Annotated in this window: 24 protein-coding genes, 1 tRNA gene and 5 pseudogenes; 19 read left to right on the top strand and 11 right to left on the bottom strand. The window is 64.5% G+C overall.

Features of this window, described 5'->3' with window-relative positions; genetic code table 11:
• The first annotated feature begins 239 nt into the window (after positions 1-239).
• The 7 genes and pseudogenes from hpnI to NW75_RS15095 all read left to right on the top strand — a co-directional run bounded on the left by hpnI (position 240) and on the right by NW75_RS15095 (position 6,567).
• Entirely contained in the window at positions 240-1,406 is a 1,167-nt protein-coding gene (gene hpnI, locus NW75_RS15130) for a bacteriohopanetetrol glucosamine biosynthesis glycosyltransferase HpnI (RefSeq protein WP_033966014.1), read from the top strand.
• Positions 1,403-2,847 (top strand): annotated as a pseudogene (gene hpnJ, locus NW75_RS15125) (hopanoid biosynthesis associated radical SAM protein HpnJ). Before hpnI ends, hpnJ begins: the two are co-directional and overlap by 4 nt.
• A gap of 9 nt (positions 2,848-2,856) precedes the next feature.
• Positions 2,857-3,054, top strand: coding sequence for a hypothetical protein (locus tag NW75_RS15120; RefSeq protein WP_033966010.1), 198 nt, complete (start codon positions 2,857-2,859; stop codon positions 3,052-3,054).
• Positions 3,051-3,893, top strand: a complete 843-nt coding sequence (hpnK, locus tag NW75_RS15115) for a hopanoid biosynthesis-associated protein HpnK (RefSeq protein ID WP_231565233.1) — start codon at positions 3,051-3,053, stop codon at positions 3,891-3,893. The genes NW75_RS15120 and hpnK overlap by 4 nt, the downstream gene beginning before the upstream one ends.
• On the top strand, positions 3,890-4,789 hold the full coding sequence (locus NW75_RS15110; RefSeq protein ID WP_033966009.1) for a ferritin-like domain-containing protein: 900 nt from the start codon (positions 3,890-3,892) through the stop codon (positions 4,787-4,789). Before hpnK ends, NW75_RS15110 begins: the two co-directional genes overlap by 4 nt.
• A 214-nt stretch (positions 4,790-5,003) precedes the next feature.
• A complete protein-coding gene (locus NW75_RS15100; RefSeq protein ID WP_033966005.1) occupies positions 5,004-5,978 on the top strand; it encodes a lysylphosphatidylglycerol synthase domain-containing protein in 975 nt (324 codons plus the stop codon).
• Positions 5,979-6,111: 133 nt separating this feature from the next.
• Positions 6,112-6,567 carry a hypothetical protein gene (locus tag NW75_RS15095; protein WP_231565232.1) on the top strand — a complete coding sequence of 152 codons (456 nt, stop codon included), beginning with the start codon at positions 6,112-6,114 and terminating at the stop codon, positions 6,565-6,567.
• Here NW75_RS15095 and NW75_RS15090 read toward each other — a convergent pair.
• A complete protein-coding gene (locus NW75_RS15090) occupies positions 6,551-6,934 on the bottom strand; it encodes a winged helix-turn-helix domain-containing protein (RefSeq protein WP_033966004.1) in 384 nt (127 codons plus the stop codon). The two genes, NW75_RS15095 and NW75_RS15090, sit on opposite strands and share 17 nt — an antisense overlap.
• 69 nt (positions 6,935-7,003) lie before the next feature.
• On the opposite strand from NW75_RS15090, the pseudogene NW75_RS15085 reads away from it, so the two are divergent.
• A pseudogene (locus NW75_RS15085) lies at positions 7,004-9,060 on the top strand (NAD(+) synthase).
• A 213-nt stretch (positions 9,061-9,273) separates the two neighbouring features.
• On the opposite strand, the gene NW75_RS15080 reads toward NW75_RS15085, so the two are convergent.
• Together NW75_RS15080 and NW75_RS15075 are read right to left on the bottom strand one after the other, a co-directional pair.
• The gene (locus NW75_RS15080; RefSeq protein ID WP_010407771.1) at positions 9,274-9,606 is read right to left on the bottom strand and encodes a DUF6481 family protein; all 333 of its coding nucleotides are present in this window, start codon (positions 9,604-9,606) and stop codon (positions 9,274-9,276) included.
• Positions 9,607-9,641: 35 nt separating this feature from the next.
• Positions 9,642-9,731: transfer RNA gene (locus tag NW75_RS15075), tRNA-Ser, on the bottom strand.
• A gap of 159 nt (positions 9,732-9,890) precedes the next feature.
• Here NW75_RS15075 and hspQ point away from each other — a divergent pair.
• Positions 9,891-10,271 (top strand): heat shock protein HspQ, encoded by a 381-nt coding sequence (hspQ, locus tag NW75_RS15070; protein ID WP_033966003.1) that lies wholly within the window; start codon positions 9,891-9,893, stop codon positions 10,269-10,271.
• A 75-nt stretch (positions 10,272-10,346) separates the two neighbouring features.
• Here hspQ and NW75_RS27450 read toward each other — a convergent pair whose 3' ends face one another.
• The 3 genes from NW75_RS27450 to NW75_RS25270 all read right to left on the bottom strand — a co-directional run bounded on the left by NW75_RS27450 (position 10,347) and on the right by NW75_RS25270 (position 12,915).
• Positions 10,347-11,192: a TonB-dependent receptor domain-containing protein gene (locus tag NW75_RS27450; protein ID WP_052192438.1), complete on the bottom strand. Its 846-nt coding sequence runs from the start codon at positions 11,190-11,192 to the stop codon at positions 10,347-10,349.
• Positions 11,156-11,917, bottom strand: a complete 762-nt coding sequence (locus NW75_RS27445; protein ID WP_052192437.1) for a TonB-dependent receptor domain-containing protein — start codon at positions 11,915-11,917, stop codon at positions 11,156-11,158. The genes NW75_RS27450 and NW75_RS27445 overlap by 37 nt, the downstream gene beginning before the upstream one ends.
• A 101-nt stretch (positions 11,918-12,018) precedes the next feature.
• Positions 12,019-12,915, bottom strand: a complete 897-nt coding sequence (locus tag NW75_RS25270; protein ID WP_052192436.1) for a TonB-dependent receptor plug domain-containing protein — start codon at positions 12,913-12,915, stop codon at positions 12,019-12,021.
• Between the two features lie 530 nt (positions 12,916-13,445).
• Here NW75_RS25270 and rplU point away from each other — a divergent pair.
• The 3 genes and pseudogenes from rplU to NW75_RS15050 all read left to right on the top strand — a co-directional run bounded on the left by rplU (position 13,446) and on the right by NW75_RS15050 (position 14,767).
• On the top strand, positions 13,446-13,772 hold the full coding sequence (gene rplU, locus NW75_RS15060; protein WP_033966002.1) for a 50S ribosomal protein L21: 327 nt from the start codon (positions 13,446-13,448) through the stop codon (positions 13,770-13,772).
• 13 nt (positions 13,773-13,785) lie between these two features.
• Positions 13,786-14,057, top strand: a pseudogene (gene rpmA / locus NW75_RS15055) (50S ribosomal protein L27).
• Positions 14,058-14,224: 167 nt separating this feature from the next.
• Positions 14,225-14,767 (top strand): GNAT family N-acetyltransferase, encoded by a 543-nt coding sequence (locus tag NW75_RS15050; protein ID WP_137902659.1) that lies wholly within the window; start codon positions 14,225-14,227, stop codon positions 14,765-14,767.
• Between the two features lie 184 nt (positions 14,768-14,951).
• On the opposite strand, the gene NW75_RS15045 is transcribed toward NW75_RS15050, so the two are convergent.
• The 3 genes from NW75_RS15045 to NW75_RS15035 form a co-directional block, all read right to left on the bottom strand.
• Complete coding sequence (locus NW75_RS15045; RefSeq protein WP_033966000.1) at positions 14,952-16,451, bottom strand: replicative DNA helicase; 1,500 nt, start codon at positions 16,449-16,451, stop codon at positions 14,952-14,954.
• A 67-nt stretch (positions 16,452-16,518) separates the two neighbouring features.
• Complete coding sequence (locus NW75_RS15040; RefSeq protein ID WP_231565231.1) at positions 16,519-17,313, bottom strand: hypothetical protein; 795 nt, start codon at positions 17,311-17,313, stop codon at positions 16,519-16,521.
• A 19-nt stretch (positions 17,314-17,332) separates the two neighbouring features.
• Positions 17,333-18,574, bottom strand: coding sequence for a TIGR04063 family PEP-CTERM/XrtA system glycosyltransferase (locus tag NW75_RS15035; protein ID WP_033965999.1), 1,242 nt, complete (start codon positions 18,572-18,574; stop codon positions 17,333-17,335).
• 82 nt (positions 18,575-18,656) lie between these two features.
• Here NW75_RS15035 and NW75_RS27440 point away from each other — a divergent pair, with 82 nt between their 5' ends.
• The 4 genes and pseudogenes from NW75_RS27440 to NW75_RS15025 all read left to right on the top strand — a co-directional run bounded on the left by NW75_RS27440 (position 18,657) and on the right by NW75_RS15025 (position 21,228).
• Positions 18,657-18,785, top strand: a complete 129-nt coding sequence (locus NW75_RS27440; RefSeq protein ID WP_260591602.1) for a hypothetical protein — start codon at positions 18,657-18,659, stop codon at positions 18,783-18,785.
• Positions 18,778-20,133 (top strand): putative O-glycosylation ligase, exosortase A system-associated, encoded by a 1,356-nt coding sequence (locus tag NW75_RS15030; protein WP_033965997.1) that lies wholly within the window; start codon positions 18,778-18,780, stop codon positions 20,131-20,133. Before NW75_RS27440 ends, NW75_RS15030 begins: the two co-directional genes overlap by 8 nt.
• A pseudogene (locus NW75_RS27830) lies at positions 20,130-20,402 on the top strand (acyltransferase family protein); the annotation flags it as partial. The gene NW75_RS15030 and the pseudogene NW75_RS27830, both read left to right, overlap by 4 nt.
• A gap of 58 nt (positions 20,403-20,460) precedes the next feature.
• Positions 20,461-21,228 carry an acyltransferase family protein gene (locus tag NW75_RS15025; protein WP_331386156.1) on the top strand — a complete coding sequence of 256 codons (768 nt, stop codon included), beginning with the start codon at positions 20,461-20,463 and terminating at the stop codon, positions 21,226-21,228.
• On the opposite strand, the gene NW75_RS15020 is transcribed toward NW75_RS15025, so the two are convergent.
• A complete protein-coding gene (locus NW75_RS15020; protein WP_033965996.1) occupies positions 21,204-21,755 on the bottom strand; it encodes a type 1 glutamine amidotransferase domain-containing protein in 552 nt (183 codons plus the stop codon). The genes NW75_RS15025 and NW75_RS15020 overlap by 25 nt on opposite strands.
• A gap of 94 nt (positions 21,756-21,849) precedes the next feature.
• Here NW75_RS15020 and NW75_RS15015 point away from each other — a divergent pair.
• The 3 genes and pseudogenes from NW75_RS15015 to NW75_RS26675 all read left to right on the top strand — a co-directional run bounded on the left by NW75_RS15015 (position 21,850) and on the right by NW75_RS26675 (position 24,135).
• Positions 21,850-22,869 (top strand): annotated as a pseudogene (locus tag NW75_RS15015) (DNA topoisomerase IB).
• 8 nt (positions 22,870-22,877) lie between these two features.
• On the top strand, positions 22,878-23,843 hold the full coding sequence (locus NW75_RS15010) for a mechanosensitive ion channel family protein (protein ID WP_231565230.1): 966 nt from the start codon (positions 22,878-22,880) through the stop codon (positions 23,841-23,843).
• Positions 23,794-24,135, top strand: a complete 342-nt coding sequence (locus NW75_RS26675) for a mechanosensitive ion channel family protein (RefSeq protein WP_231565229.1) — start codon at positions 23,794-23,796, stop codon at positions 24,133-24,135. Before NW75_RS15010 ends, NW75_RS26675 begins: the two co-directional genes overlap by 50 nt.
• A gap of 4 nt (positions 24,136-24,139) precedes the next feature.
• On the opposite strand, the gene NW75_RS15005 is transcribed toward NW75_RS26675, so the two are convergent.
• Positions 24,140-25,081 (bottom strand): DUF2167 domain-containing protein, encoded by a 942-nt coding sequence (locus tag NW75_RS15005; protein WP_033965995.1) that lies wholly within the window; start codon positions 25,079-25,081, stop codon positions 24,140-24,142.
• Positions 25,082-25,271: the final 190 nt, after the last annotated feature.

Raw genomic sequence — 25,271 nt, 5'->3', positions numbered from 1 at the left:
TCCGCCGCCAGCCGCCGCGCGACGGCCGAGCCGACAAATCCGGAGACGCCGGTAACAAGTATGATGGGTCGATCGGTCAAGCAGCCTCCAGTGGCGGTGGCTTTAGTGCGAAGGCGCGCAAGAGCAAATACCACGGGCCACCGCACACGCAGAAAGGGCCGATCCGGCGCAAACATGACAGCTTTTTCATATCGGTGTGCCTATACCGGTCACCCGCGCGGCGTTACGAGGGAGGCATCGTGACCCACATTCTGCAGAATATCGGTACGGCGCTAGGCTGGCTGGCGATCGTGCTGGCGATGTTCGGCATCGTCTATTCGCTGGCCGCAGCGTTCGTATTCCGGCGCTTTTTCGCCGCCGCCAGATCGGCCCCTGCCCGCACCGAAGCCGTCACCCTGCTCAAGCCGCTCTACGGGGCCGAACCCCGCCTGCTGGACAATCTCGCCACCTTCCTGACCCAGGACCATGCCGGACCGCTGCAATTGGTGTGCGGTGTGCAGCGCGCAGACGATCCGGCGATCGCTGTGGTCGAGGCGCTGAAAGCCGCCTATCCGCACGCCGATATCGATCTGGTCATTGACGCGACGATGCACGGTGCCAGCGGCAAGCTGTCCAACCTCATCAACATGGACCGCGCCGCGCGCCATCCCATCGTGATTCTGAGCGACAGCGACATCGCGGTCGCGCCCGACTATATCGCGCAACTGCTCGCCACGCTCGACGATCCTGCGGTGGGCGCGGTGACCTGCATTTATTCGGGGCGCGGCGATGCCGGTTTCTGGTCGCGCATGGTCGCCGCCGGCGTGACGTATCAATTCATGCTGGGGGTCGCCTTCGGGGTGTCGAATCGTCTGGCCGCGCCGTGCATGGGATCGACCATCGCGCTCACGCGCGAGACGCTCGACCGGATCGGCGGCTTCGAACGCTTCGCCGACGTGCTGGCCGACGATTATGCCATCGGCGAGGGCGTGCGGGCGCTGGGCCTGCGTGTGGCGGTGCCGCCGATTCTGGTCACGCACGCCTGCGACGAAACCAGCCTGACGCAACTGTGGCGACATGAACTGCGCTGGGGAGCAACGGTGCGCGACGTCGCTTTCGGTCCCTATGTCGGCATCGTGATCGGCTTGCCCTTCCCCACTGCCTTGCTGGCTGCGCTTTATGCGCCACAGTTCGGGCTTTCGCTCGCACTTGCAGCAGTAATTGCGCGGTTGGTGGTTGTGCGCAACGTCGATGCGGCAGTAGGGGGGCAGATCGCACCGCTGTGGATGGCGCTGCTGCACGATGTCCTTGCCTTTGCGGTGTATATCGCGAGCTTCTTCGTGCGGTCGGTTGATTGGCGCGGTGCAACACTTAAAATGAAGACGGACGGCCGCATTGTTTCGGCCTCCACGGAGCAACGAGCATGATGCGGACCCTTTTCCTCCAGGCACCCTCTTTCGATGGGTATGACGGCGGTGCCGGGGCGCGCTACCAGATGAAGCGCGAGGTCAAATCCTTCTGGTATCCGACGTGGATCGCCCAGCCGGCGGCGATGATCGAGGGATCGAAGCTGATCGACGCGCCCGCGCATGATCAGTCGTGGGACGATATCGCGCACGAGTTCGACGACCGCGATCTGGTCATTCTCCACACCTCGACGCCGAGCTTCAACCAGGACATCCGCACCGCGCGGCTGATCAAGGAGCGCAACCCGAAGATCATCGTCGCCTTTGTCGGTGCCAAGGTGATGATCGAGGACAAGGCCAGCCTGGAGGCGTGCGAGGCGATCGACCTCGTCTGCCGCGAGGAATATGATTTCACTTGCGTCGAACTGGCCGAGGGCCGCCCCTTTGCCGAAATCGACGGCATCACGTGGCGCGCGCCGACGGCACGATCGTGCGCAACAAGGACCGCGCGCAGATCGAGGACATGGACGTTCTCCCCATGGTCTCGCCCATCTACAAGCGCGATCTCGACACGTCGAAATATTATGGCGGCTATCAGCGCCACCCGTACGTCAGCTTCTACACCGGGCGCGGCTGCAAGAGCCGCTGCACCTTCTGCCTTTGGCCGCAAACGATCAGCGGGCACCGCTATCGCCACCGCAGCGTTCCCAAAGTGATCGAGGAAGTGAAATATATCCTCGCGGAAATGCCCGAGGTGAACGAGATCTTCTTCGACGACGATACGCTCGCCGATGCGCACGATTTCGTCGTCGAGCTGTCGGGTGAGCTGCGCAAGCTCGGCTTCGGCACGCCGGGTTTCCGCGTCACCTGGGGCTGCAACGCCAAGGCGAACGTGCCGCAGCCGGTGCTAAAGGCGATGAAGGAAGGCGGCTGTCGCGTGCTGCTCGTCGGCTATGAAAGTGGCAATCAGCAGATTTTGCACAACATCAAGAAGGGGCTGCGCACCGATGTCGCGCGGCAGTTCACCAAGGATGCGCACGCGCTCGGCCTGACCATCCACGGCACCTTCATCCTCGGCCTGCCCGGCGAGACGCTGGAGACGATCGAGGAGACGATCAACTACGCCAAGGAAATCAACCCGCACACGATCCAGGTGTCGTTGGCGGCACCGTATCCGGGCACCTTCCTGTACAAGCAGGCGACCGAAAATGGCTGGTTCGACAGCTCGCACGATCTGCTGACCGATGGCGGCAACCAGATCGCGCAACTCAGCTATCCACATCTCTCCTCGGCGGTGATTTTCGAGAAGGTGGAGGAGTTCTACAAGCGCTTCTATTTCCGCCCGTCGAAGATCTGGGAAATCGTCCGCGAGATGCTGACCGACTGGGACATGATGAAGCGCCGCCTGCGCGAAGGCGTCGAGTTCTTCGACTTCCTGCGTCGCCGCAAGGAAGCTGCATAAGGCACGGCCATGACCACGCTTGCCGGAATGACCGTGAATGAGCGGATCGCCGCGACCGGTCGCGAAGAAGCCTGGGATGCGGCCGTGCGGGCCGGCGACCGCGACGCGATGATCGCGCTGCTGCGCCGAGTCGCCGTCGCCAGCCCCGGCAATGTTGCGGACGCGGTGTTGGCCGACCCCGAATTTTACGGGTTTCCCCGGCGGTGAAGACCGCGATCATCACCGCCGATGATTTCGGCGTGTCGGTCGAGGTCAATCGCGCGGTCGAACAAGCGCACCGCGAGGGCGTGCTGACCGTCACCAGCCTGATGGTGACCGGCGATGCCGCCGCCGATGCGGTGGAGCGCGCGCACGCGACGCCGACGCTTGGCGTCGGGCTGCACGTCGCGCTGGCCGAAACCCCGCCCGCGCTTCCACCGTCGCAAATCCCGGATCTGGTCGACGAGCGCGGGCAGTTCCGCATCGAATCGCTCCCGGTCGCGTTGGCGCTGCTGGCCAGGGCATCGGTGCGCCGCCAGTTGGAGGCCGAGATCGAGGCGCAGTTCGCGCTGTTCGAGGACACCGGACTGCCGCTCGACCATGTCAATTCGCACAAGCACATGCATCTGCACCCGGTGATCGGGGCGACGCTGCTGAAGGTCGGGCTGCGCCACGGGATGAAGGCGCTGCGCGCGCCGATCGAGGAGCGCGCATCGCTGGCAGCCTTCGAGCCAGTGACTGGGCTCGACATCGCCAAGCCATTCGCGCGCCATATCCAGCGCTCGGGCCGTGCTGCCGGGATGAAGGTGCCCGACCGCACCTTTGGCCTCGCCTGGTCGGGCGCGATGCACGCGGCGCGGTTGCGCGGCATATTGGAGAACCTGCCAGAGGGCGTGAACGAGATCTATCTGCATCCGGCCACCGGAACTACCCCTTGGCCGCGCCAAGCTATCAATATGAAGCGGAATTGGCCGCGTTGCTGGATCCGCAAGCCCGTTCGATCGTTACGCGTAACGATATCAGATTGGCGCGCTTCGCCGATCTCTAGCGGGAGAAAGGCCCCATGAATTTCATCTCCAAATCGCTTGCCCCCGCATCCCCCGCGCCCGGTACGCCCGTCCCGCTTGGCAGCACCGCCCACAAAATCCTGTTCTGCCGCACGATGCTCGACACGCACGATCCCTATCGCCCTGCGTTGATCGACTGGCCGGTGCTGGACGACGAGACCCGCAACCGGATCGTGTCGCTGCCGATCTGGGACATCGCCGTCGCGACCGAAGGCCGCGCGGGCATGAACGTCAAAACCTATGGCGAGCAGATCAGCGATCCGCTGCTGCGCGACGCGATCGACATGAACGCTTTCGAGGAAAGCCGCCACAAGATCGTGCTGGCCGACATGGTCACCTTTTACGGCATCGAGCTCCAGCCCGAGGAAGAGTATAAACGCCCGCGCGACCCAGAATTCGCGTTCATGCGCACCGGTTTTTCCGAGTGCATCGACAGTTTCTTCGGCTTTGGCCTGTTCAAGATCGCCAAGGATTCGGGTTTCTTCCCGCCCGAACTGGTCGACACGTTCGAACCCGTGATGCGCGAGGAAGGACGGCACATCCTGTTCTTCGTCAATTGGGTGGCGTGGTGGCGGCGCAATATGCCGTGGTGGCGACGCCCCTATTTCGAGCTGAAGGTGTGGACGGTGTGGCTGTTCCTCATCTGGGAACGGATCGACATGGCCAAGGGCATGGGCGAGAACAACACCAAGGCGCAGGAAAACAACTTTACGCTCAACGGCTCCAAGGAACTGGGCGTGGAAATCGAATTTCCCGAACTCGCCGCGATTTGCCTGTCCGAAAACGACCGGCGGCTGTCCGTCTATGACCAGCGGCTAATCCGTCCGAAATTCGTTCCGGGCGCGATCCGTCTGGTATTGCGCCTGATGGGCAAGAAGGCGCTGGCCGCGCGCTGATCGTGCGCCTTCGCGATGGATCGGGGCTTGATCGATTCACGCGAAGGCGCGAAGGCGCGAAGATGGTCGGACCCGCAAGCGCGCAGCGCCCCAGATCCAACGTGAGCGAAGGCGATCGCCTTGCGATGAGCGCGCGCTCTTTGCGCCTTCGCGCCATCGCATGCCCAAATCCGCTGCGGTTCCTTAGCCGAACGCCGATCGCAGTGGCGAAATCATGAACCGCTCCGCCCGGATCGGGCTGCTCGTTGCAACCGTCGTCGGGCTTATCGTCGCTGCAGGCGCAGTCGGCACGGTCGGGCTTGTGCAAGTCGCCGAGGCGATGGCGTCGATCGGCTGGATCGGCATGGCAAGCTTCGTGCTATGGTCGGGCGGCGTGCTCGCCTTGCTCGGCATGGCATGGGTCGCCGTCGCGCCAAGTGAATCCGCTGACCGCTTGTGGCTGTTCGTGTGGGCACGCACCACCCGCGAAGCCGCGACCGATATTCTGCCCTTTTCGCAACTCGGTGGCCTGGTCGTGGGCGCACGAACGCTGGCCGCATTCGGCGTGCCGCAGCCGGTGATCTACGCCTCGATGATCGCCGATTTGACGACCGAGATGGCCGCGCAACTGATCTTCACGCTGTTCGGGGTGGGGGTGTTGCTGCTGGTGCTGACGCATGCTGCCGTCCAGCAGGGCCTCGTTCCGCTGGCGCTGGGGGGTGTCGGCGCGATGGTCACGCTGATGCTGCTCTTCGTGTTCGCACAGCGACCGATGCTGAAGCTCGCCGGGACGCTCGGCGCGCGTTTGCTGCCGGGCTCGGTCGCGGCGATGGCGGCGGTGCGCGAGCAGCTCGACGCGATTTACCGCGAGCCGCGCCGCGTCATCGCGGCGTTCCTGTTCAACCTCGCCGCCTGGCTGGCGAGTGCCGCCGGTGCCTGGATCGCCTTGTGGTTCATGGGCAGCCACGTGCCGTTATGGGCAGTGCTGATGATCGAGGCGCTGATCTTCACGCTGCGCAGCGTCGCCTTCGCCATTCCCGGCGCCATCGGGGTGCAGGAGGCGGCCTATGTGCTGATCGGCCCGCTGGTCGGCCTGCCACCCGCGACCGCGCTGGCGCTGTCGCTGCTCAAGCGCGCGCGCGACGTCGTCATTGCCGTGCCCGCCTTGCTGGTCTGGCAAATCGGAGAATATCGCCGCGTCGTCAGTTGATCTTTGCGCGGCGTCAATTGCCCAAGCCAGTGCGCCGCCGTATAGCGTAGGATATAGTCCAGTGAAGGTGATCCGATCATGCAACCGATGACCCTGCTGCTGGCCCTCCCCCTGTTGATCGCCGCAGCGCCCGATGCGCCGGTTCCCTGCCCGACCCCCGGCCGCGCCGCTGCCCGCCAGCCTCGTCGCGTGGCAGACCGGCCTCAGCCTCGCCGCCGCCACCGACGCGCCCACGCTGGCGCATACCAAAGTAACGATCGGCAAGCGCGTGGAGGTGATGCTCGCCCCGACCGACACCGTTCGTTACCGGCTCGCGCCGGGCAAGCCACCCGCACCCGGCAGCATGGGCGGGTTGCTCGGTGTTACGGTGCGGCGCGCAGGAACCTACCGCGTCGCGCTCGGCACGGGCGCGTGGATCGACTTGGTGCGGGCGCGGACCTCGCTCACCTCGGTCGCGCACGAGCATGGGCCGGCGTGCAGCGGCATCCGCAAGATCGTCGACTTCAAGCTTCGTCCGGGTCGCTACGTGCTGCAAATCTCGGGCAGCAAGGAAGCCGCGACGCCGGTGCTGGTTACGGCGCTTCCCTGACCGGCGGCAGCGGCTCGGCGCGCAGCATCGCGTCGAGGTCGGCCATCGGCGCAGTATCGGCGCTGGCTGCGAGATTCGCCTCGAGCGTGCGATAGGCGGTTAACACCGCGCGGCCCATTTTGGTGAGGGTGGCCCCGCGCGACTGTCCACCGCCCGCCACCGTCTCGACCAATTTCTCGGTCCAGCAGCGATTCATGCTGTCGACCAGCAGCCAGGAACGGCGATAGCTCATCCCCATCGCGCGGCCACCCCCCGAGATCGATCCCTCACGGTCGATCGCTTCGAGAAGGTCGGCCTTGCCCGGCCCCATCGCCAACTCATCGCCGCAATAGATCTGCGCCTTGATTTTGAGCTGGCCGATCCGCATCCCCGCCTCCGTTGCAGGGCCATGCCCTAGCATGGTGGCAATGCCGCGCAAACGTCGCTACGTCGCAGGATGGCGAAGGTGCACCCGTTCCACTCGATCCACACCCACGGGCTGATCCGCGTCGGGGCGTGTACTCCGACCGCGAGCGTTGGCGACACGATCGCCAATGCCGAGGCGACGATCGCACTGGCCAAGGACGGCCACAAACAGGCGCGGACTTGCTGGTCTTCCCAGAGCTCAGCCTCACTTCCTACGCAATCGACGATCTGCATTTGCAGACCGCGCAGCATCACGCGACCGAGGCGGCGCTGGCGGCGGTGGTGGCGGCGACCGCCAAGCTGCGCCCGGTGCTGGTGGTCGGCGCAGCGCTGCCGCGCAACGGGCGGCTGTACAATTGCGCGGTGGTGATCGCACGCGGGCGCATTCTGGGCGTGGTGCCCAAGGTGTTCCTGCCCAATTACCGCGAATATTATGAAAAGCGCTGGTTTGCCTCGGGTGCCGGGATCACCGCGCCGTGCCACATCACCGTCGCAGGGCAGACCGCGCCGTTCGGCACCGATCTGCTGTTCGCGGCGAGCGACCTCGAGCATTTCGTCTTCCATGCCGAGATTTGCGAGGATTTTTGGGCCCCCACCCCGCCTTCGACGATGGGCGCGCTGGCTGGCGCGTTGATCTGCTGCAACCTGTCCGCCTCCAACATCGTCGTCGGCAAGGCGCGTGAGCGCGCATTGCTGTGCGCCGCGCAATCGGCGCGCGCGGTGTGCGCTTATGTCTTTTCCGCCGCCGGGCCGGGGGAAAGCACCACCGATCTCGCGTGGGACGGCCAGGCGATGGTGCATGAACTGGGCGAAGCGCTCGCCGAATCGAGCCGCTTCGGCCGCGCGCCGGGCCTGTTGCTTGCCGATGTCGATGCCGAGCGAATCGAGCAGGAGCGGATGCGCGTCGGCACCTTCAACGATGCCGCGCGGCTGGCCGACGACCCCGAAAAGCGCTTCCGCCGGGTCAGTTTCGAGCACAAGCCCGATTTTGGCGACATCGGCCTGCTGCGCGACACACGCCGCTTTCCGTTCGTGCCCAACACGCCGGAAAAGCTCGACGCCGATTGCTATGAGGCGTTCAACATCCAGGTCGAGGGGCTGCTCAAGCGCTTTCAGGCGGCGCATGCCGAACGCCTCGTCATCGGCGTGTCGGGCGGGCTAGATTCGACGCATGCGCTGATCGTCGCGGCCAAGGCGATGGACCGGCTGGGCCTGCCGCGCGACCGCATCCTCGCCTTCACCATGCCGGGCTTTGCCACCAGCGAGCATACCAAGGGCAACGCCTGGGCGCTGATGCGCGCACTTGGCGTCGATGGCGACGAGATCGACATCCGTCCCGCTGCGCGCCAGATGCTCGCCGATATGGGGCACCCCTTTGCCGACGGGCAGCCCATTTATGACGTGACGTTCGAGAATGTGCAGGCGGGGCTGCGCACCGATTATCTGTTCCGCCTCGCCAATCAGCGCGGCGGGCTGGTGGTCGGCACCGGCGACCTGTCAGAGCTGGCGCTCGGCTGGTGCACGTATGGTGTCGGCGACCAGATGAGCCATTATGCGGTCAATGCCGGTGTGCCCAAGACGCTGATCCAGTTCCTGATTCGCTGGTGCATCCGCGACCGCCAATATGATCCAGAGACCGACAAGATCCTCGAGGCAATTCTCGCGACCGAAATCTCGCCCGAACTGGTGCCGGCGGGTGCCGATGGCGCGATCCAGAGCACCGAGGCGCGAATCGGCCCGTACGCGCTGAACGATTTCTTCCTGCATTATGTCGTGCGTCACGGCATGGCGCCGTCCAAGATCGCCTTCCTCGCGCTGCATGCGTGGCGCGATGCAAGCGCGGGCCGCTGGCCGCGCGACGTGCCGCTATCGGCGCGAGTCGCTTATGATTTGCCGACGATTGCGCTCTGGCTGGAGAAGTTTCTGGTGCGCTTCTTCGCGACGAGCCAGTTCAAGCGCTCGGCGATCCCCAATGGGCCGAAGGTTTCGAGCGGCGGCGCGCTGAGCCCCCGCGGCGACTGGCGTGCGCCCTCGGACGGCACGGCGCGGGTGTGGCTGGAGGAACTGGCGCGCGGGCTGCCGCAATAGCGCCATTGGTAGACCGGGAGTGAGGGGGGAGTCCGCGAGACACGCGGTTGCCCATTGTAGAGCAACCCACCCCCAGCCCCTTCCAGGGAGGGGAGGCGGAAGGCGTCGCGGTTCCTCCCCTCCCTGCAAGGGAGGGGCTGGGGGTAGGTCGGCCCGTAATTGGGCGGATCGGTCCGTTGCGCCGCCCCCCAAAGAAAACGCGCCGAAAGCGCCTTACTTGCGGCTCTTGCGGGCCGCGTAGCGGGCGTCTCGCGCCGCTTTCTTGTCGATTTCGGCCTGGATTGCGGCCTGTTTGGCCTCTTCGATCGCGCGTTCGGCAGCTTCGGCCTTGGCGATCTTTTCGAGCCGCGCCTGTTCGATCGCAGCCTTCTTCTCTTCGCGCTTCTTCGCCTCGGCGGCTTCCTTCGCTTCGCGCGCGGCGGCGCGCGCGGCGACGACAGCCGGATCGACGGGCGGCTTGGCCTTCAGCTTCTCAAGCGCGCGCTGTTTCGCGTCAGCCGAGAGCGCTGCGCGATCCTTGAACGAGGGTTCCTTATACGATGCCATGCGGGCCCTTTAGCGGGAGTCAGTCAGGAAGGAAATGGCGGAGAGGGTGGGATTCGAACCCACGGTGAGCTTGCACCCACGCCGCATTTCGAGTGCGGTACATTCGACCACTCTGCCACCTCTCCGCGAGGTCATAAGATGCCGTCTGATGGGAAATCCAAAAAGCGGCACCGGTCGGTGAGCGGGGGCCTCTAACGCAGTGATCGGGCGGAGGCAAGCGTTTGCGCACCAGCAAAAGCACAGCAATCGCTTGTGCCTTGCGCAAGAGCGCCTAAATTACAGTCATGCCCCGTACCACCATCTCGGCCCTGCCGTTCGACAGCGCGATCACTCTCCCTCCCATTGCGCACGCCCGCTTCGCCATCGGCGACGTTGTGCGCCACCGCATGTTCGATTTTCGTGGCGTGGTGTTCGATATCGATCCGATCTTCGCCAATAGCGACGAATGGTATGACGCGATCCCGGAGAAGCTGCGCCCGCGCAAGGACCAGCCTTTCTATCATCTGCTCGCCGAGAACATGGAGTCGAGCTACGTCGCTTATGTCAGCCAGCAGAATCTGGTGCCCGATGACAGCGACGAGCCGGTCGACCACCCGGCCATTTCGGGGCTGTTCGGCGATTATGAGGACGGCAAATACCCGCTGCGGCGCGAACATCGCCACTGATCGCGGCCACCGCGTGATGACATAGAAAGGGGGCCGCACAGGCCCCCTTTCCGTTTGTTCGAATGGAATGTTCGCTCAGAACTTGAACGAGACCTTCGCGTAATAATAACCGCCGTTGATGCCGTAGGGGGCGCTGAGCGGTGCATCGATGACGTTACCGCCCGTGACCAGGGTCGTATTGGTCGTGCCCGGCACCAGCGCCACCGTCGGCGGACGCTTGTTGAACAGGTTGTTCGCCCCCGCGGTCAGGTCGATGCCCCCCGGCAGCTTATAGGTCGCCTCCAGATCGGCGATGAACGCGGTCGGCACCTTCTGCAGATAATAGGTGCCGCCATCGGGGCTGGCATAGGTCGATGTCTCGCCATACAGCGTACCACGCGCCGTTGCCGAGACCGCACCAAGCGACCAGAACGCCGAGGCGATCGCCTTGAACTTGGGCGAGGCCGTTTCGAGGTTGGCGCGCGCGCTGGCATCGAACAGCGGGATACCGCCAAGCGACGCCGGAGCCACACCGAGCTTGGTGATCTTGGTCTCGTTATAATTGCCCGACAGGCTCCAGCTGACCGTGCCCCAGCTTCCGAAGTCCGAGGGCACGTTTGCCGTCAGTTCGATCCCGCGGGTGCGCGTGCTCGCCCCGTTGGTGAAGATGTTGATGCCGGTCTGCGTCACCGTCGGATCGAGCACGTTGCCATTGGCGACGATCGCTTGCGTCACGATCGCAAAGTTGGTCGCCCCGCCGCTGCCGAAGATCGATCCGGTGCCAAGAATACGGTCGCGAATCTTCACTTGATAGGCATCGAGCGTGACCGTCAGCTTGCCCGCACGAAATACGCCGCCCGCGCTGAAGTTGGTCGATTTCTCGGGCTTCAGATTCTGGAAGCCGATCAGCTTGGCCGCTGCCGAATTGGCCGGCAGCTGCACGAACGCAGAGGTCGGCGAGACGTTGGTGGCCGAATAATAGGATTCGGCCAGGGTCGCGCGCGGAAGCCGGTCGAAACGGTGCCGCGCAGGGCAAAGGCGTGCGAGAAATCGTACCGCCCCGTTCCCTTGAAGATCACCTGGCTGCCGAAATCCGAATAATGCTCATAGCGCACCGCGCCATCGAGCTTCAGCGCCGCGACCGGGGATGCGGCGACATCCAGATACAGCGATTCGTTCTCGCGGCTATGCGTGCCCGCGTCGGACGGACGGAAGCCCGGATAGGACTGCCCGCCCTCCTTGTAGATCGAGCCCGGATCGCCCGAACCGATCGAATATTGGTTCTTGCGGTACTCGCCGCCGAACGCGACGTTCAGCGGCACCGCCATGCCCAGATCGAATTCGGTCGAGAAATCGGCATTGGCGGTGAATTCGGACGACGTGAACGATCCGTCATAGAAATCGCGCGGCGTGAAATGGGTGTCGATGAACAGCGAGCGGTTCGCCGAGTCGAGCGTGTAGATGAGGTTCTTGTCCTTGCCGTACGTCGTGCTGAGGTCGAACTTCACCGCGCCGACCGCACCCTTCACGCCGCCGGTAAAGGCGTAATCGTCCTCGCGTATGCCTTCACGCGGGTTGAAACCGAGCGGGAACGGGATCAGTTCGCCCGCCGTGGTCAGGCTGCCCGCCACGCCAAGCACGGGCGAGGCGATGACGCGATCGGGCACGCGCAAATTCTCATACGCGCTGGCGATCCGCTTGCTGAAGGTGCCGAAGCTGTAGGCGGTAACGTCGCCGAAATCGTAGGCCGCGTTATATTGGACATTGGTCAGCCACGACTTGGCATCGCCGTTGATCCGATTGACGTACGGGAAGCCCGGAATGTTTTTATAAAGGGCTTGCTGTGCGGCCGAGAGCGCAGGCTGGTGGTCGTGGTCAGCAACGCCCCGTTCGCATCGGTGACACGACGATCCAGGCCACCGACTTGCGTAAAATCGTGGAAGCGGTGGAACAGCGTGACGTTGATGAAGCCGTCCTCGCCGATCCTGGTCGCCAGATGGGCGGTGCCCGCATAGGTTGTGCCGCCGACATCGTAATTCTTGCCCGCCGTGGCGTAGCCCGATCCGCCCTCGGCATCGTCTTTGAGGATAATGTTGATGACGCCCGCAATCGCGTCCGATCCGTATTGCGCAGCGGCACCGTCTTCAAGCACTTCGATCCGCGCGATCGCGCTTGGTGAAATCAGATCGAGATCGGCCGTAGCTGCGCCTTGGTAAGGGCCACCAAGCACCGCAAGGTTGGCGGTGCCATGGCGGCGTTTGCCGTTGATCAGCACCAGCGTGTGGTTGGGGCTGAGCCCGCGCAACCGCGCCGACAGTGTCAAATTGGCGGTGTCGCCGCCAAACGCCTGCGCCGTAAAGGACGGCACCAATTGCGTCAGCACCTGATTGAGGTTCGGTTGCCCGACTCGCGACAATTCGTCCGAGCCCAAAACCTTGATCGGCGTCGCACTCTCGGCTGCGGTGGTGCCGATACGCCGCGTACCCGTCACGATGATATCGGTTTGTTCGGGCGCAACGGCCTCCGGTGCCGGGTCGGCGGGTGCCGGGGCCCCCAGCGCGGCGACCGCCGTGACGCTGGCATCGGGCGCGGTGTCTGCAAAGGCAGGCGGCCCGGCCACGCTGGCGACGGCCAGCGCGAAGAGCGAAATCGAATGTGTGTTCATGGCTGTGAGATCCCCCAAAAAACAGGTGACCTTCAGTCCATCCGCCCCCATCTTGTTGTTTTATCTCGAATACACACCTCTTTTGCGCCGTCGGATAATAACGGACACAGCTCCTCCTGCCGCACAGCACGGCATTGAAATAACCCTGCAGATATTTTGACACGACCTTCTTGGCCGAGCGCGCACACTTACGCCCGACATCTACATTCCTGGAAACACCGCGCTGCTAAGCACTTATTCGCGACATTTTATTGCCGGAATCGAGCTCGCCTCGTCTGTTCCGAATCGGATGACGCCATAGTCTTTTTCGCAATGCAACATAAAGTTCATGCAACGCGGGTAGCGCCGAACGAATTAGGTCGGTTTCGGCCCGACTATTGCGTTTGAGCAACATTTTTGCAGGGCATTTCCCGCCTGCACGGCGCACCTGGACGGTTGACAGCGCGCGCTCCGTCGCATAGTCGGCGCTTCTTTCCCGCGCTCGGCTCGCCGTGCGTGGGGCACAGGTATTTTTGAAAGTGATGAGGCCCATGTTCGCAATCGTGCGCACGGGCGGCAAACAGTATCGTGTTGCCGCCGGAGACAAGATCGTCGTCGAGAAGCTCGAGGGCGAGGCCGGGGCGTCGATTACGCTCGGCGATATCCTGCTGGCGGGCGAAGGCTCGGAGCTGAAGTCGGTCGAAGGCCTCACGGTCTCGGCAGAGATCATCGCGCAGGCGAAGGCCGACAAGGTCATCGTCTTCAAGAAGCGTCGTCGCCACAACTATCGCCGCAAGAACGGCCATCGTCAGCAGCACACGATTCTGCGCATCACCGCGATCGGTGGCGAATCCGCCGCACCGGCCGCTCAGGCGTAAGGAGTAATTCGAGATGGCACATAAGAAAGCAGGCGGTTCCTCGCGCAACGGTCGTGATTCGGCCGGTCGTCGCTGCTTGGCGTGAAGAAGTTCGGTGGCGAAGCCGTCATTCCGGGCAACATTCTCGTGCGTCAGCGCGGCACCAAGTTTTACCCGGGCACCAATGTCGGCATCGGCAAGGATCACACCCTGTTCGCACTCACCGAAGGTCGCGTGACCTTCCATAAAGGCAAGCTCGGTCGCCAATTCTGCTCGGTAGAAATGCTGGCGCTTGCGGCTGAATAACATCGGGTGACCATCCGGGTTGCCCACCAGGGCGATCCGGGTAGTTCAGACTACCGAAAAAGGGAGACGGGTCGCCCCGGTCTCCCTTTTTTCATGCTCCCTCCCCACCCATTGTCGCTTGATCGTCACGAGAGACGGGCAAGCGACGGCGACGAGGAGAGTACAAAATGTTCGCTCGGACTCCGAGACTGACGCTACGGCCCGGCTGGCCGGAAGACGCCCCCGCGCTCACGCAGGCGATCGCGCATTACGATGTCGCCTGCATGCTCTCGCGGCTGCCTTGGCCCTATACGCAGGCCGATGCCGAAGCATGGCTTTCGCGCCAGCCCGACGCGGATGAGGTAAACTGCGTTATCCTTGCCCACGACGGTGCCTATCCCGAACTGGTCGGCGGAATCTCGGTAATCTTCCGCGACGGCGACCATGAGATTGGCTATTGGTTGACCCCAAACGCACGCGGTCGCGGCTATGCGACCGAGGCTGGTCACGCGATGCTCGGCATTGCGCGCTATGCAATGGGGCTCAAGCGTCTGCGCGCGAGCCACTTCCTCGACAATCCCGCATCGGGCAACGTGCTTGCCAAGCTGGGTTTCCGCCGGACCGGCGAGAAGCTGCTTCACAGCGTCGCACGCGGAGCCGAAGCACCATGCGCAACGCTGGAATTGGCGCTGGAGGCTGGGACCGCTGCGGATTTTAGGATGGCGGCCTGATCGCACGTAGCGTGCTGCGGTCGGGCTGCAGACTTGGATCAATCACGCCACCCGGCGAAGGCCGGGGCCCAGTCGTGATGGTGGATGTAACGCGCACAGCGCCCGCCACCGCAACGCCGGCAACTGGGCCCCTGCCTTCGCCGGGGAAGTCGATACTATATCGGAAATCGACCTCGCGGTCCGTTCAATAATCCGGGGCGTAGCCGCCATAATCGGAGAATTTGGTGATGTTGGGCTCGAATCGCAGCGTCACCTTGCCGGTCGAGCCGTGGCGCTGCTTGGCGACGATCAGCTCGGCAAGCCCATCGACGCGCGACAGATGCTCCGACCATTTGGCGTGCTTGTCCTGCACGTCGGCCGGGCTGCCAGCCGTCGGAATTTCGGGCTGGGTCATGTTGAGATAATAATCCTCGCGGAACACGAACATCACCATGTCGGCGTCCTGCTCGATCGAGCCCGATTCGCGCAGATCCGACAGCATCGGGCGCTTGTCCTCGCGCTGCTCGACCGCGCGGCTGAGCTGTGACAGCGCCATCACCGGCACGTTCAAATCCTTGGCAATGTTCTTCAGGCCACGGCTGATTTCGGAAATCTCCTGCACGCGCCCGTCGCCCGAACTCTTGGCGGTGCCCGAGAGCAGCTGCAAGTAATCGACCACGATAAAGCCAAGCTGGTTGTTGAGCTTGCGCTGCAAGCGCCGCGCGCGGGTGTGCAGCGCGCCGATCGAAAGCCCGGCGCTGTCGTCAATGAACAAGGGCAGCGTTTCCAGGCTTGCCGCCGCCGCCGCAAGCTTGTGAAATTCCTCGCGCTTGATCTTGCCCGAGCGCAGCACTTCGGAATTGATGCCCGATTGCTCCGCCAGAATACGCCCGGCAAGCTGATCAGCGGACATTTCCAAGCTGAAAAAGGCGACCTTGGCCCCCAGCGAGCGTTCGGGGTCGATCCCGTCGGCCATGTCGCGCATCCAGCGCTGTGCGGCGTTATAGGCGATGTTGGTGGCCAGCGAGGTCTTGCCCATGCCCGGACGCCCGGCGAGGATCATCAAGTCGGAGCGGTGCATACCACCGATCTTGGCGTTGAGGCTCTCAAGCCCGGTGGTGATGCCCGAAATATGCCCGCCCGAATTGAGCGCGACTTCGGCCATCTTGATCGTGATGGTGGAGGCCTGGACGAAGGTCTTGATCTGATTGTCGCTGCCGCCATCGGCTGCGACCTTGTACAGTTCTTCCTCGGCCGCCTCGATCTGCGCGCGCGGGTTGACCTCTTCCGACGTGTCCATCGCCCGTTCGACGAGGCTACGCCCGACCGTCACCAGCGTGCGCAGCATCGCCAGATCGTAGATCTGCTTGGCGAATTCGCGCGCGCCGAGCAGTCCGGCACCCGACCCGGTCAATTGCGCGAGATAGGCCGGGCCGCCCAGCTCACGCATCCCGACATCCTGTTCGAACATCGGGCGCAGCGTGACCGGGCTCGCCAGCATGTCATTGCCGCGCAGCGTGCGAATCGCGGAAAAGATGCGGCCATGCAGCGGCTCGAAGAAATGCTCGGGCTGGAGCCGGTCGATCAGATCGTCCGCCAGGCGGTTGTCGATCATCATCGCGCCGAGCATCGCGGCTTCGGCCTCGACATTTTGCGGCAGGGTTACGGTTTCGGGTTCGGTCGGGGATACGAATGCGGTGGCCATGCCCCCTTGTCCCACCCCAGCCGCCGCCACTCAAGGGGCAGGCGCGATTAAAGCCGGGGATAACCGCTCAGCGCGCGCCCGTCGCCATCCGGCGCAGCACGGCCAACGTGTCCTCCAACGTCTCCTGCGGCGGCGGCGCAGCGACGGGCGGGCGTTGTCCCACCACCCGCTCCAGCCGGTCGAGCAAGGCGTGAATCGTATCGGATGGATCGGCCCGTGCGGGCGCGACCGGCGGCACCGGCGTTTCCACCACGGGCTGCGGGGTCGATCGCACCATCGGCGTCAGCGGAAAGGTTTCGAAGCGCTCGCCGGGATCGAAGGTCTGCAGGCGTTCGGCGGGAAGGATGGTAACCGACTCCTCCCGCGTCGGGGTCGAGGACCCGCTAAGCGGGGTTTCAGGCACCGCGACCCGACCATAAGCGGCCAGTGGTTCTTCGAGATCAACCGGCAATGGTCGTTCGACCGGAGGCTCCACCGCCGCCGGTGCCGTGATAGGGACGGCGGGCGCGCGCACATCGAGAAACGGCGTGCCGAGATCGGTATTGGCGAACAGCGGGCGGCGGGCCGGCGCATCTGGGTGGGCATCGGCGCGGCGCAACACCGGCGCGCTGCTCCGGTCCCCGCGCGAGCGCTGGATCACCATAGTGCGCGCGCCGAAAACGAGGAACAGGGCGAACCATGCTATCAGGCCGATGCCGCCGCCGCACAGCAGCACCAACACCAACCGCGCGGTAAGCCCAAGCGGCGGCTCGGCTGCGGACAGGACCGAGGCGATCCCGCTATCCACGACCATCGATTCGAGCAGATCGGTCGGCACCAGCGCGAACATCGCGGCGGTCATCACCCCGATAACACCAGCCACCGCTGCGCGACGGGGAGAATCAGAGGTTGGGAACGGGAGAACACGGCCATGACGCAGACGATGCCACCGCACCGGTAAGTTTCTGGTAAACAGGGCCATAACGCGCAACATTAACGGCCCAGTTGCGCTCCGCCTCGACAAAGGCGCGGCCGCGCGCGCGCCGCCCTTCCCAACCGTCGCGATCCGCGAGCAGCGCCGCCAGTGCGTTCGCCATCGCCACCGGGTCGTCGGGCGGGAACAGCGTGCCGGTATCGTTGTGGCGAATCAGCTCACGGTGCCCGCCAACGTCCGACGCGGCGACCAACCGACGCTGCGCCATCGCCTCCAGCGGTTTGAGCGGCGTGACCAGATCGGTCAGCCGCATCCGTTTGCGCGGATAGGCCAGCACGTCGATCAGACTGTAATAGCGATCGACCTCGGTATGCGGCACCCGCCCGATGAAATGGATCTGCGCTGCCGCCGGCGAGGTTGCCGCCTGCGCGCGCAAGGCGTCCTCCATCGGGCCGCCGCCGACGAGCACCAGATGCGCCTTGGGCCGCGCCGCAACCAGCGTCGGCATCGCCGCGATCAGATCATCAAGGCCCTCATAATCATAGAAGCTGCCGATGAAGCCGATCACTTCGGCATCGCGCAACCCGAGCGACTCGGCCAACGCCGAATCATAGGCCAACGGATCACCGAACACCGCCATGTCGACGCCATTGGGCGACACCAGCAGCTTGGCCGGATCGATGCCGCGCGCGACCAGATCGCCGCGCAGCCCCTCGCAAATCACCGCGACCGCGTCGGCGCGCCGCACCGCCCAGGTTTCGAGCGCACGCGTCGCGCGGTAGCGCAGCGATCCTTCGCGCCCGGTGCCATTGCCAACCGCAGCATCCTCCCAAAAAGCGCGAATCTCATACACGAGAGGCAGATTGCGCGTGCGTGCCACCCGCAGCGCGGCGACCGCATCCAGCACCGGCGAATGCGCGTGGAGGATGTCGGGTTTAAATTCCGCGACCACCTCATCGATGCGGCGGGCAAAGGCGCGGATTTCGCGCATCTCGCCAAATGGGCTGATCGTCTCGGGAACGGGCGGGGTGCGGAAAAAATCGATGCCATCGACGGTTTCCGCCGCCGCGTCGCGCGCGCCGTTGCGTGGGCCGGTGACGGCGGCCACGTGCCAGCCGTGCCGCATCTGGCTCTTCAGGATCGCCCGCGTGCGAAAGGTGTAGCCGCTTTGCAACGGCAGGCCGTGGTCCAGGATGTGGAGGATGCGCATGCGCGGTCCATAGCGTGGCACTGCTTAACGGAGCCTCAACCCGCACGCCCTACACCGCTCCCGTGGAAAGTCAGGCCGCCTCATGATCGACAATCTCGCGCTCGCGATCAGCCACGGCTTGATCGCGCTGGCGGTGTGGCGATTGCTGCGCCGCCCCGATCTCGACCGCGAAGACGCGCCGCCGCCCAGGAAGGGTCGCCCGCGTGCGTGACCTGTTCTTCGTCGCCTTTCTCGGCGCGTTCTTCGCGGCAGGCTTTCGCCGTCCGTTCATTTTCGTGCTGGCCTATGTCTATATCGACATCGTCAGCCCGCAGCGGCTGACCTATTATCTGCTCAACGCGGTGCCGATCTCGTTGATCGCGGTGGTGTTGTCGGTCGGCGGCTGGATGCTCGCCGATGACAAAGCCGAAACGCGCATCGCGCCGCGCCAGGTGCTGATCGTGCTGCTGCTGGCCTATTGCTATGCCACCACGCTCAATGCCGATTTCCCGGTCGAGGCGCTCGATAAATGGGGATGGGTGTGGAAGGCGCTCGCCTTCGCCGCCTTCCTGCCCTTCACGCTGCGCACTAAGTTGCGGATCGAGGCGCTGTTGCTGGTGATGGTGGCGTCGGCCTCCTCGATCATCATCGTCGGCGGGGCCAAGACCATCGCCAGCGGCGGGGGTGGTTACGGCACGCTCAACCTGATGGTCTCCAACAATTCGGGGCTGTACGAAGGCTCGACCATCTCGACCGTCGCGGTGGCGATCATCCCGCTGATCCTGTGGTTCACCCGCCACGGCACGATCTTCCCGCCCGACTGGAAGGTGAAGGGCTTTTGTTACGCGCTGGTGTTTTCGTGCCTGTTGATCCCGGTCGGCACTTCGACGCGCACCGGCCTTTTGTGCATCGGTCTGGTCGCCTTGCTGATGCTGCGCGATGCCAAGCGCAAATTGCTCTATCTCGGGTTGTTGGGCGCAATGGGCGTGCTGGCGGTGCCGTTCCTGCCCTCCTCCTTCACCAACCGCATGAGCACCATCAAAACCTATAAGGGCGATGAATCCGCCTCGACCCGGCTCGCCGTGTGGGGCTGGACGTGGGAGTATGCCAAGGAGCATCCGCTCGGCGGCGGCTTCGAAATGTACCGCCAGAACAAGATTCGCTACGACACCGAAAAGGTCGAAGGCGACGCCAGCAACGCCACCGTCGACCGTAAGCTGACCGTCGATCAGGCGCGTGCCTTCCACAGCGCCTATTTCGAAATGCTCGGCGAACAGGGCTTTCCGGGGCTCGCCATCTGGGTGCTGATCAATCTGACCGGCATCATCCGCATGGAGGTGCTGCGGCATCGCTACCGCAAGCAGGCCGAGTACGCCTGGGTCACCCCGCTCGCTGGCGCCTTGCAATCGGCGCATATCGTCTATCTGCTCGGGGCAGCGTTCATCGCGATCGCGTTCCAGCCCTTCGTCTACATGCTGATCGGCGCGCAGATCGGGCTCGACACCTATCTCGCGCGCAAACGCCGCGCGGCGGCGTGGCGGCCGATCCGCAAACCTCGGCCGGAGGCGGTGGTGGCATGACCGCGCGGCATGAACTGCGCGCGCTGACCGGCATGCGCGGCATCGCCGCGTGGCTGGTAGTGCTCTATCACATCCGCCTGTCGGTGGCGGGGCTGCCGCACAGCGTGGTCGCGGTGCTCGCCAAGGGCTATCTCGCGGTCGATTTCTTCTTCCTGCTCTCGGGCTTCGTCATCTGGCTGAGCTGGAGCGAGCGCTTGCGGCGCGGCGGGATCGGCGCGGTGCCGGGTTTCCTGTGGCGACGGCTCGCGCGGATCTGGCCGCTGCACCTGTTCATGCTCGGCTGCGCAGTCGCGCTGGCGCTACTGTTGCTGGCCCTCGGCAAGCACGATGCCGTGCATCAACCCTTTGCCGATCTGCCGCTGCATATCCTGCTGCTGCAAAAATTGGGGCTTTACCGATCATCTGGCGTGGAACGACCCGAGCTGGTCGATCAGCACCGAATGGGCGGCGTATCTGTTGTTTCCGCTGCTGGCATTCAGCCTCGACTGGCACCGCGTGCCGAGCTGGGCGGTGCTCGCCACGATCGCGGCGCTGCTGATGCTGCTGCACGGCGCGATGGCGGGCGCGCCGACGCTCGGCACCGATATCTGGACCTTCGGATTGCGCCGCTGCCTGATCGAGTTCGCTGTCGGCTCTGCGATCTGCGCGCTGTGGCTGCGGTGGCGCGACGCCCCCGCCCTGCCCGCCGCGCTGGCGACGATGCTCGGCGTGGCCGGAGTCGCTGCGGCGGCTTTGGGTGCGCCCGAAACACTGACCGTGCCCGGCGCGTTCGCCGCTTTCCTGCTCGCGCTGGCGCTGACCGCCGACCGGCGCGGCAACCCGCTCGAAACCCCGGCGCTGCACGCTCTGGGGGAGATCAGCTACGCGACCTATCTCGGCCACTTCCTGCTGTTCGGGGTGTTCAAGCTGGCCTTCGTCGAAGATGCCCGTGCCATCCCGCCGGTGCTGATCGCGCTGTATCTCACGCTGGTTCTCGGCAGTTCGGTGGCGCTCCACCATCTGGTGGAGCGCCCCGCACAAGATTGGATGAACCGCCTCCCCACCCGCTGGCAGCGGAGGGGCGCACGCGTTCAGGCCTCTTCCAGCGCTTCCTGAAGCGCTTCAAGAATGGCCGCGTTGAAGGCCGGGATGTCATCAGGGTTGCGGCTGGTGATGAACGGCCCGTCGCGGACCACCGCCTCATCCACCACATCGGCACCGGCATTGGCGAGATCGGTGCGTACCGACGGCCAGCTCGTCATGCGCACGCCGTCCACGACATCGGCCTCGATCAGCAGCCACGGCGCGTGGCAGATCGCCGCGATCAGTTTCTCGTCATCGGCAAATTCCTCGATGATTTCGATCGCACGATCATTCATCCGCAGCGTATCGGGGTTGGCGACGCCGCCGGGCAGCAGCAACGCGGTGTAATCCTCGGTATCGACGTCCTCCAGCAGCATGTCGGGCACGATCGTGTCGCCCTTCACATCATGCTGCATGCCCTGGATCGGATCGGTCTTGATCGAAGCGAGCGTCACCTTGACGCCGGCATCAAGCAGCGCCTGGCGCGGCTTGAACAATTCGTCCTGCTCGAAACCATCGGTCGCCAGAATCAGGACGTGCGTATCGGAAAGGTCGGTCATGGGGAATCTCCGCATCGGGGGTTCGCGCCGCTCAACCCGCGAGCGCACCTCCCCGTTCCGGAACGATGCGACGATCCGTGCATTGAAATAGGCGATGACCGCCGAAACGCTTTGCCAAATCACCTATTGCGACGACAGCGAACCCGGCATTTCGCGCAAGAAATTGCGCCATGGCTGGGGTTATTTCGACCCGAGCGGAAAACGCATCACCGATCGCGCCGAAATCGACCGGCTGAATGCGATCGGGCTGCCCCCCGCTTATCGCGATGCCTGGTTCTGCCCCACCCCCCGGCGGCCACATCCAGGCGGTCGGCTGGGATGAAAAGGGTCGCAAGCAATATCGCTATCACACGGCCTTCCGCGAAACGCAGGAGGCTGCGAAATATAATCTGTGCGCCCCCTTCGGTCGCGCCCTGCCGAAGCTCCGCGCGCGCGTCGCCGCCGACCTCGCCAAGCGCGGCATCGGCAAGGATACCGCCGTCGCGGCGGTGGTGCGGTTGCTCGATCTCGGCAAGGTCCGCATCGGCAATGAAGGCTATGTGAAAGCCAATAAGAGCTTCGGCGCGACCACGCTGCGCAAACGCCATGCCGCGCTGAAAGGCCGCGCGCTGAAACTGCAGTTCAAGGCGAAGTCGGGCAAATTGCGCGTGCTGACGATCACCGACGGTTCGCTCACGCGCTTCGTGCGCAAATGCCAGGATTTGCCGGGGCAACATCTGTTCCGCTGGGTGGATGAAGCGGGGCAAACCCATCCCGTCACCTCATCCGACGTCAACGCCTATATCCGCGCCGCCATGGGGCAGGATTTCACCGCAAAGCATTTCCGCACCTGGTCGGCGAGCGTGCTGGCGTTCGAGGCATTGGCCGAGGCGCGCGCCGATATCAGCCTGAAGACGATGCTGCTGCCGGTGAGCGAGACCCTTGGCAACACGCCCGCGATCGCGCGCAAATCCTATGTCCACCCAGCTTTGCTGCGCTCGCCAAGGACGGGCAGACGGCGTTTCGCGCTGGCCTGCGCCTGCCGCGCCGCACACAATATCTCTCGCGCGTCGAACGCGGCTTGATCGGCCTGCTCGAAAGCGCCACGCAACCGGCGACCGCCCAAGCCGCCTGAAGGTTCCGATGACCACGAACAACACCACCGCCATCCTGCCGCCCATTCGGGTGGGCGACCTGGACGATCAAGCCCGCGGCTTCATCGGCATCCTCTATCACTGGGTCCACACGCACTGGCTGCAGATCCTGATCGTGCTGGCGGTGGCGAGCGTGATCGTGATGGCGCTGCATTTCGTGCGGCGGCTCGCGCGGAAATATTGCATGCGCGATTCCGGCCCGCGCGGCTGGTTCGGCGTCGCAGCACGCGCGACGTTGCAGACCGGCAATTTCTTCATGGTGATGGCGGCCGCCAAGATCGTCACCGCCGACACTTTCGCGGGGACGCCGCGCGAGGTGCTTTCGCTCATCAACGTCCTGTGGGTGATCGTCGCGGTGTTCCAGATGGCGATCTGGGCGCGCGAAATCATCCTCGGCACGATCGAGCACCGCACCGGTGGCGACCATTATGCGGGTGAAGCCATCGGCAGCGCGATGAACATTATCCGCTTGCTGGTCAGCTTTGCGGTATTCGCGATCGCGGCGATCGTCGTGCTCGACAATCTCGGCGTCAACGTCACTGGCCTGATCGCGGGCCTTGGCGTCGGCGGCATCGCCGTTGGCCTGGCGGCGCAGGGCATCTTCGCCGATCTGTTCGCGGCGCTCGCCATCCTGCTCGATCGCCCCTTCCGGCGCGGCGACGCGATCAGCTATGACAAATCGGCGGGCACGGTGGAGGCGATCGGCCTGAAATCGACGCGCATTCGCGGCGTCACCGGCGAGGAACGCATCGTCGCCAACAAGCAATTGCTCGAAAAGGAAATCATCAACAACACCCAGCGGGAATACCGTCGCGTGGTGTTCACGCTCGCTGGTGCAATGGACCCCGGTCGAGACGATGGAGGCGCTGCCATCGATGATCAAGGACGTGGTCGAGGCAGGCGGCATGAAGTTCGTGCGCGCCGGTTTCGTCACCTTCGGCGCGCAAAGCTATGATTTCGACGTCGAGTTCGATTCCCCCACCGCCGCCTTCCAGGAATTCTATGACGCGCGCCACGCGGTTGGCCTCGCGATCGTCCGTTGCCTGAACGACGCCGGCATCCAGCTTGCCTACCCGACCCAGACCAGCTTCACCGCCGCGCCCGACGGACGGATGGTGCTGCCCTATCCGACGGACGATGCAGCACCAGCCCCGGCCAAGTCGGCCTCGAAGGCGGTAAACGGTCGCACGGGCACCGGAGCCGCGCCAAGCGATTCCGCCGTCGATGGCGACGTCGGCACCGGCTGAACCGCTATAGCGACCCCTCGTCGCCCTCCAGCGTATCGCGCTTGCGCCCGAAGATCTTCCCGAAGAAGCGCGAAATCGCCGCGCCCGCGACCGCAAGCCCGCCCAGGATCACTTTCCAGAAACCGAACACGATCGCGAGCAGGCCCAGCTTCTTGGCCACGACCACGCCCGCGCCCGCCGCGACCAGCCCGGCCAGACCAAATTCGGCGGTCTTGTCGACCGACTTGTCGTAATCGGCATAGCTCGACCCAGGCGCAAACGCCGCCGCCTTGCCGAAATCGGTCGCCGCCGCGCGCACGTCGGGCAAATGCTTCATGTCGGACAGCATGTTGAGGCTCAGCACACCCTTCCGCCCGAGCAGCCGCACGTCGTAGTTGAGCGCATCGACCGGTGAATCCGAAAACTTGATGTCGCGCGCCCAGATCAGCGAATGCGCCGCCGGATCGTAAGACGGCTGCTGCGCCCAGCCGACAAGGTGAATCGTCGGATAGCCGCCTTTCTTGCGTTCGACATTGGCATCGGCCTCGCCCGCGCGAATGCTCTCGACGACCTTGTCATAATCCTCGGTCTTGGCGTCCTTGTCGGGGACATAGCCCGTGTCTTCATAGGTGACGATCGCGCCCCAGACATTGTCGTATATCGTGCGGCCCTTCTCGAACACGATGCCCAGCACCCCGTCGCCCGAGGATGGCGGGTTGCCCCACACCTTGGTCAGGATCGTCTTGGCCTCGTCGGCGGGCACGAAATAATAGCGCTCGCCCAGATGCAGCACGGCATGCGCGGCGGGAATGGCAACATCGCCGCTTTGCTTGTGCAGGCCCTTCTCGAAGGCGATCGCCTCGGGCGACAGCTTTTGCGGCGCGCTGTCCTTCTGCGCATCCGCTGCCGTGGCCAGCACCAGTCCCAGGCCGAGCGCGCACGCGCTGGCCACAGCCTTGAATGTCATCTGCTAAACCCCCCCGGTCGCGCGAGAATCGCGCGACCGACAAGGCCGTCAAACGCCGCCCTCGTCAAGGCTTAGCAGCGTGGCGTTCCCGGCCATCTTCGGGCCGAGCGAGCAGCCCAACGCGCGCTCCTCCTCCCCTCCCTGGAAGGGAGGGGCTGGGGGTGGGTGCGGCCCGCCGATCAACCGTAAC

It is taken from the genome of Sphingomonas sp. Ant H11 (assembly GCF_000797515.1).
Taxonomy (GTDB): domain Bacteria; phylum Pseudomonadota; class Alphaproteobacteria; order Sphingomonadales; family Sphingomonadaceae; genus Sphingomonas.
This window is presented reverse-complemented; position numbering and strand designations above follow the sequence as displayed.

What these genes read in the sequence shown, in the direction of transcription:
- NW75_RS15110 (WP_033966009.1), top strand. Translation starts at nt 3,890, where the DNA reads ATGAATTTCATCTCCAAATCGCTTGCCCCCGCATCCCCCGCGCCCGGT.
- NW75_RS15025 (WP_331386156.1), top strand. Translation starts at nt 20,461, where the DNA reads ATGCCGTGCATCAACCCTTTGCCGATCTGCCGCTGCATATCCTGCTGC.
- NW75_RS15005 (WP_033965995.1), bottom strand. Translation starts at nt 25,081, where the DNA reads ATGACATTCAAGGCTGTGGCCAGCGCGTGCGCGCTCGGCCTGGGACTG.
- NW75_RS15010 (WP_231565230.1), top strand. Translation starts at nt 22,878, where the DNA reads ATGACCACGAACAACACCACCGCCATCCTGCCGCCCATTCGGGTGGGC.
- rplU (WP_033966002.1), top strand. Translation starts at nt 13,446, where the DNA reads ATGTTCGCAATCGTGCGCACGGGCGGCAAACAGTATCGTGTTGCCGCC.
- NW75_RS25270 (WP_052192436.1), bottom strand. Translation starts at nt 12,915, where the DNA reads ATGAACACACATTCGATTTCGCTCTTCGCGCTGGCCGTCGCCAGCGTG.
- NW75_RS15090 (WP_033966004.1), bottom strand. Translation starts at nt 6,934, where the DNA reads ATGCGGATCGGCCAGCTCAAAATCAAGGCGCAGATCTATTGCGGCGAT.
- NW75_RS15050 (WP_137902659.1), top strand. Translation starts at nt 14,225, where the DNA reads ATGTTCGCTCGGACTCCGAGACTGACGCTACGGCCCGGCTGGCCGGAA.
- NW75_RS15100 (WP_033966005.1), top strand. Translation starts at nt 5,004, where the DNA reads ATGAACCGCTCCGCCCGGATCGGGCTGCTCGTTGCAACCGTCGTCGGG.
- NW75_RS15120 (WP_033966010.1), top strand. Translation starts at nt 2,857, where the DNA reads ATGACCACGCTTGCCGGAATGACCGTGAATGAGCGGATCGCCGCGACC.
- hspQ (WP_033966003.1), top strand. Translation starts at nt 9,891, where the DNA reads ATGCCCCGTACCACCATCTCGGCCCTGCCGTTCGACAGCGCGATCACT.
- NW75_RS15045 (WP_033966000.1), bottom strand. Translation starts at nt 16,451, where the DNA reads ATGGCCACCGCATTCGTATCCCCGACCGAACCCGAAACCGTAACCCTG.
- NW75_RS26675 (WP_231565229.1), top strand. Translation starts at nt 23,794, where the DNA reads ATGAAGTTCGTGCGCGCCGGTTTCGTCACCTTCGGCGCGCAAAGCTAT.
- NW75_RS15035 (WP_033965999.1), bottom strand. Translation starts at nt 18,574, where the DNA reads ATGCGCATCCTCCACATCCTGGACCACGGCCTGCCGTTGCAAAGCGGC.
- NW75_RS15080 (WP_010407771.1), bottom strand. Translation starts at nt 9,606, where the DNA reads ATGGCATCGTATAAGGAACCCTCGTTCAAGGATCGCGCAGCGCTCTCG.
- NW75_RS15095 (WP_231565232.1), top strand. Translation starts at nt 6,112, where the DNA reads ATGCGCCGGTTCCCTGCCCGACCCCCGGCCGCGCCGCTGCCCGCCAGC.
- NW75_RS27440 (WP_260591602.1), top strand. Translation starts at nt 18,657, where the DNA reads ATGATCGACAATCTCGCGCTCGCGATCAGCCACGGCTTGATCGCGCTG.
- NW75_RS15020 (WP_033965996.1), bottom strand. Translation starts at nt 21,755, where the DNA reads ATGACCGACCTTTCCGATACGCACGTCCTGATTCTGGCGACCGATGGT.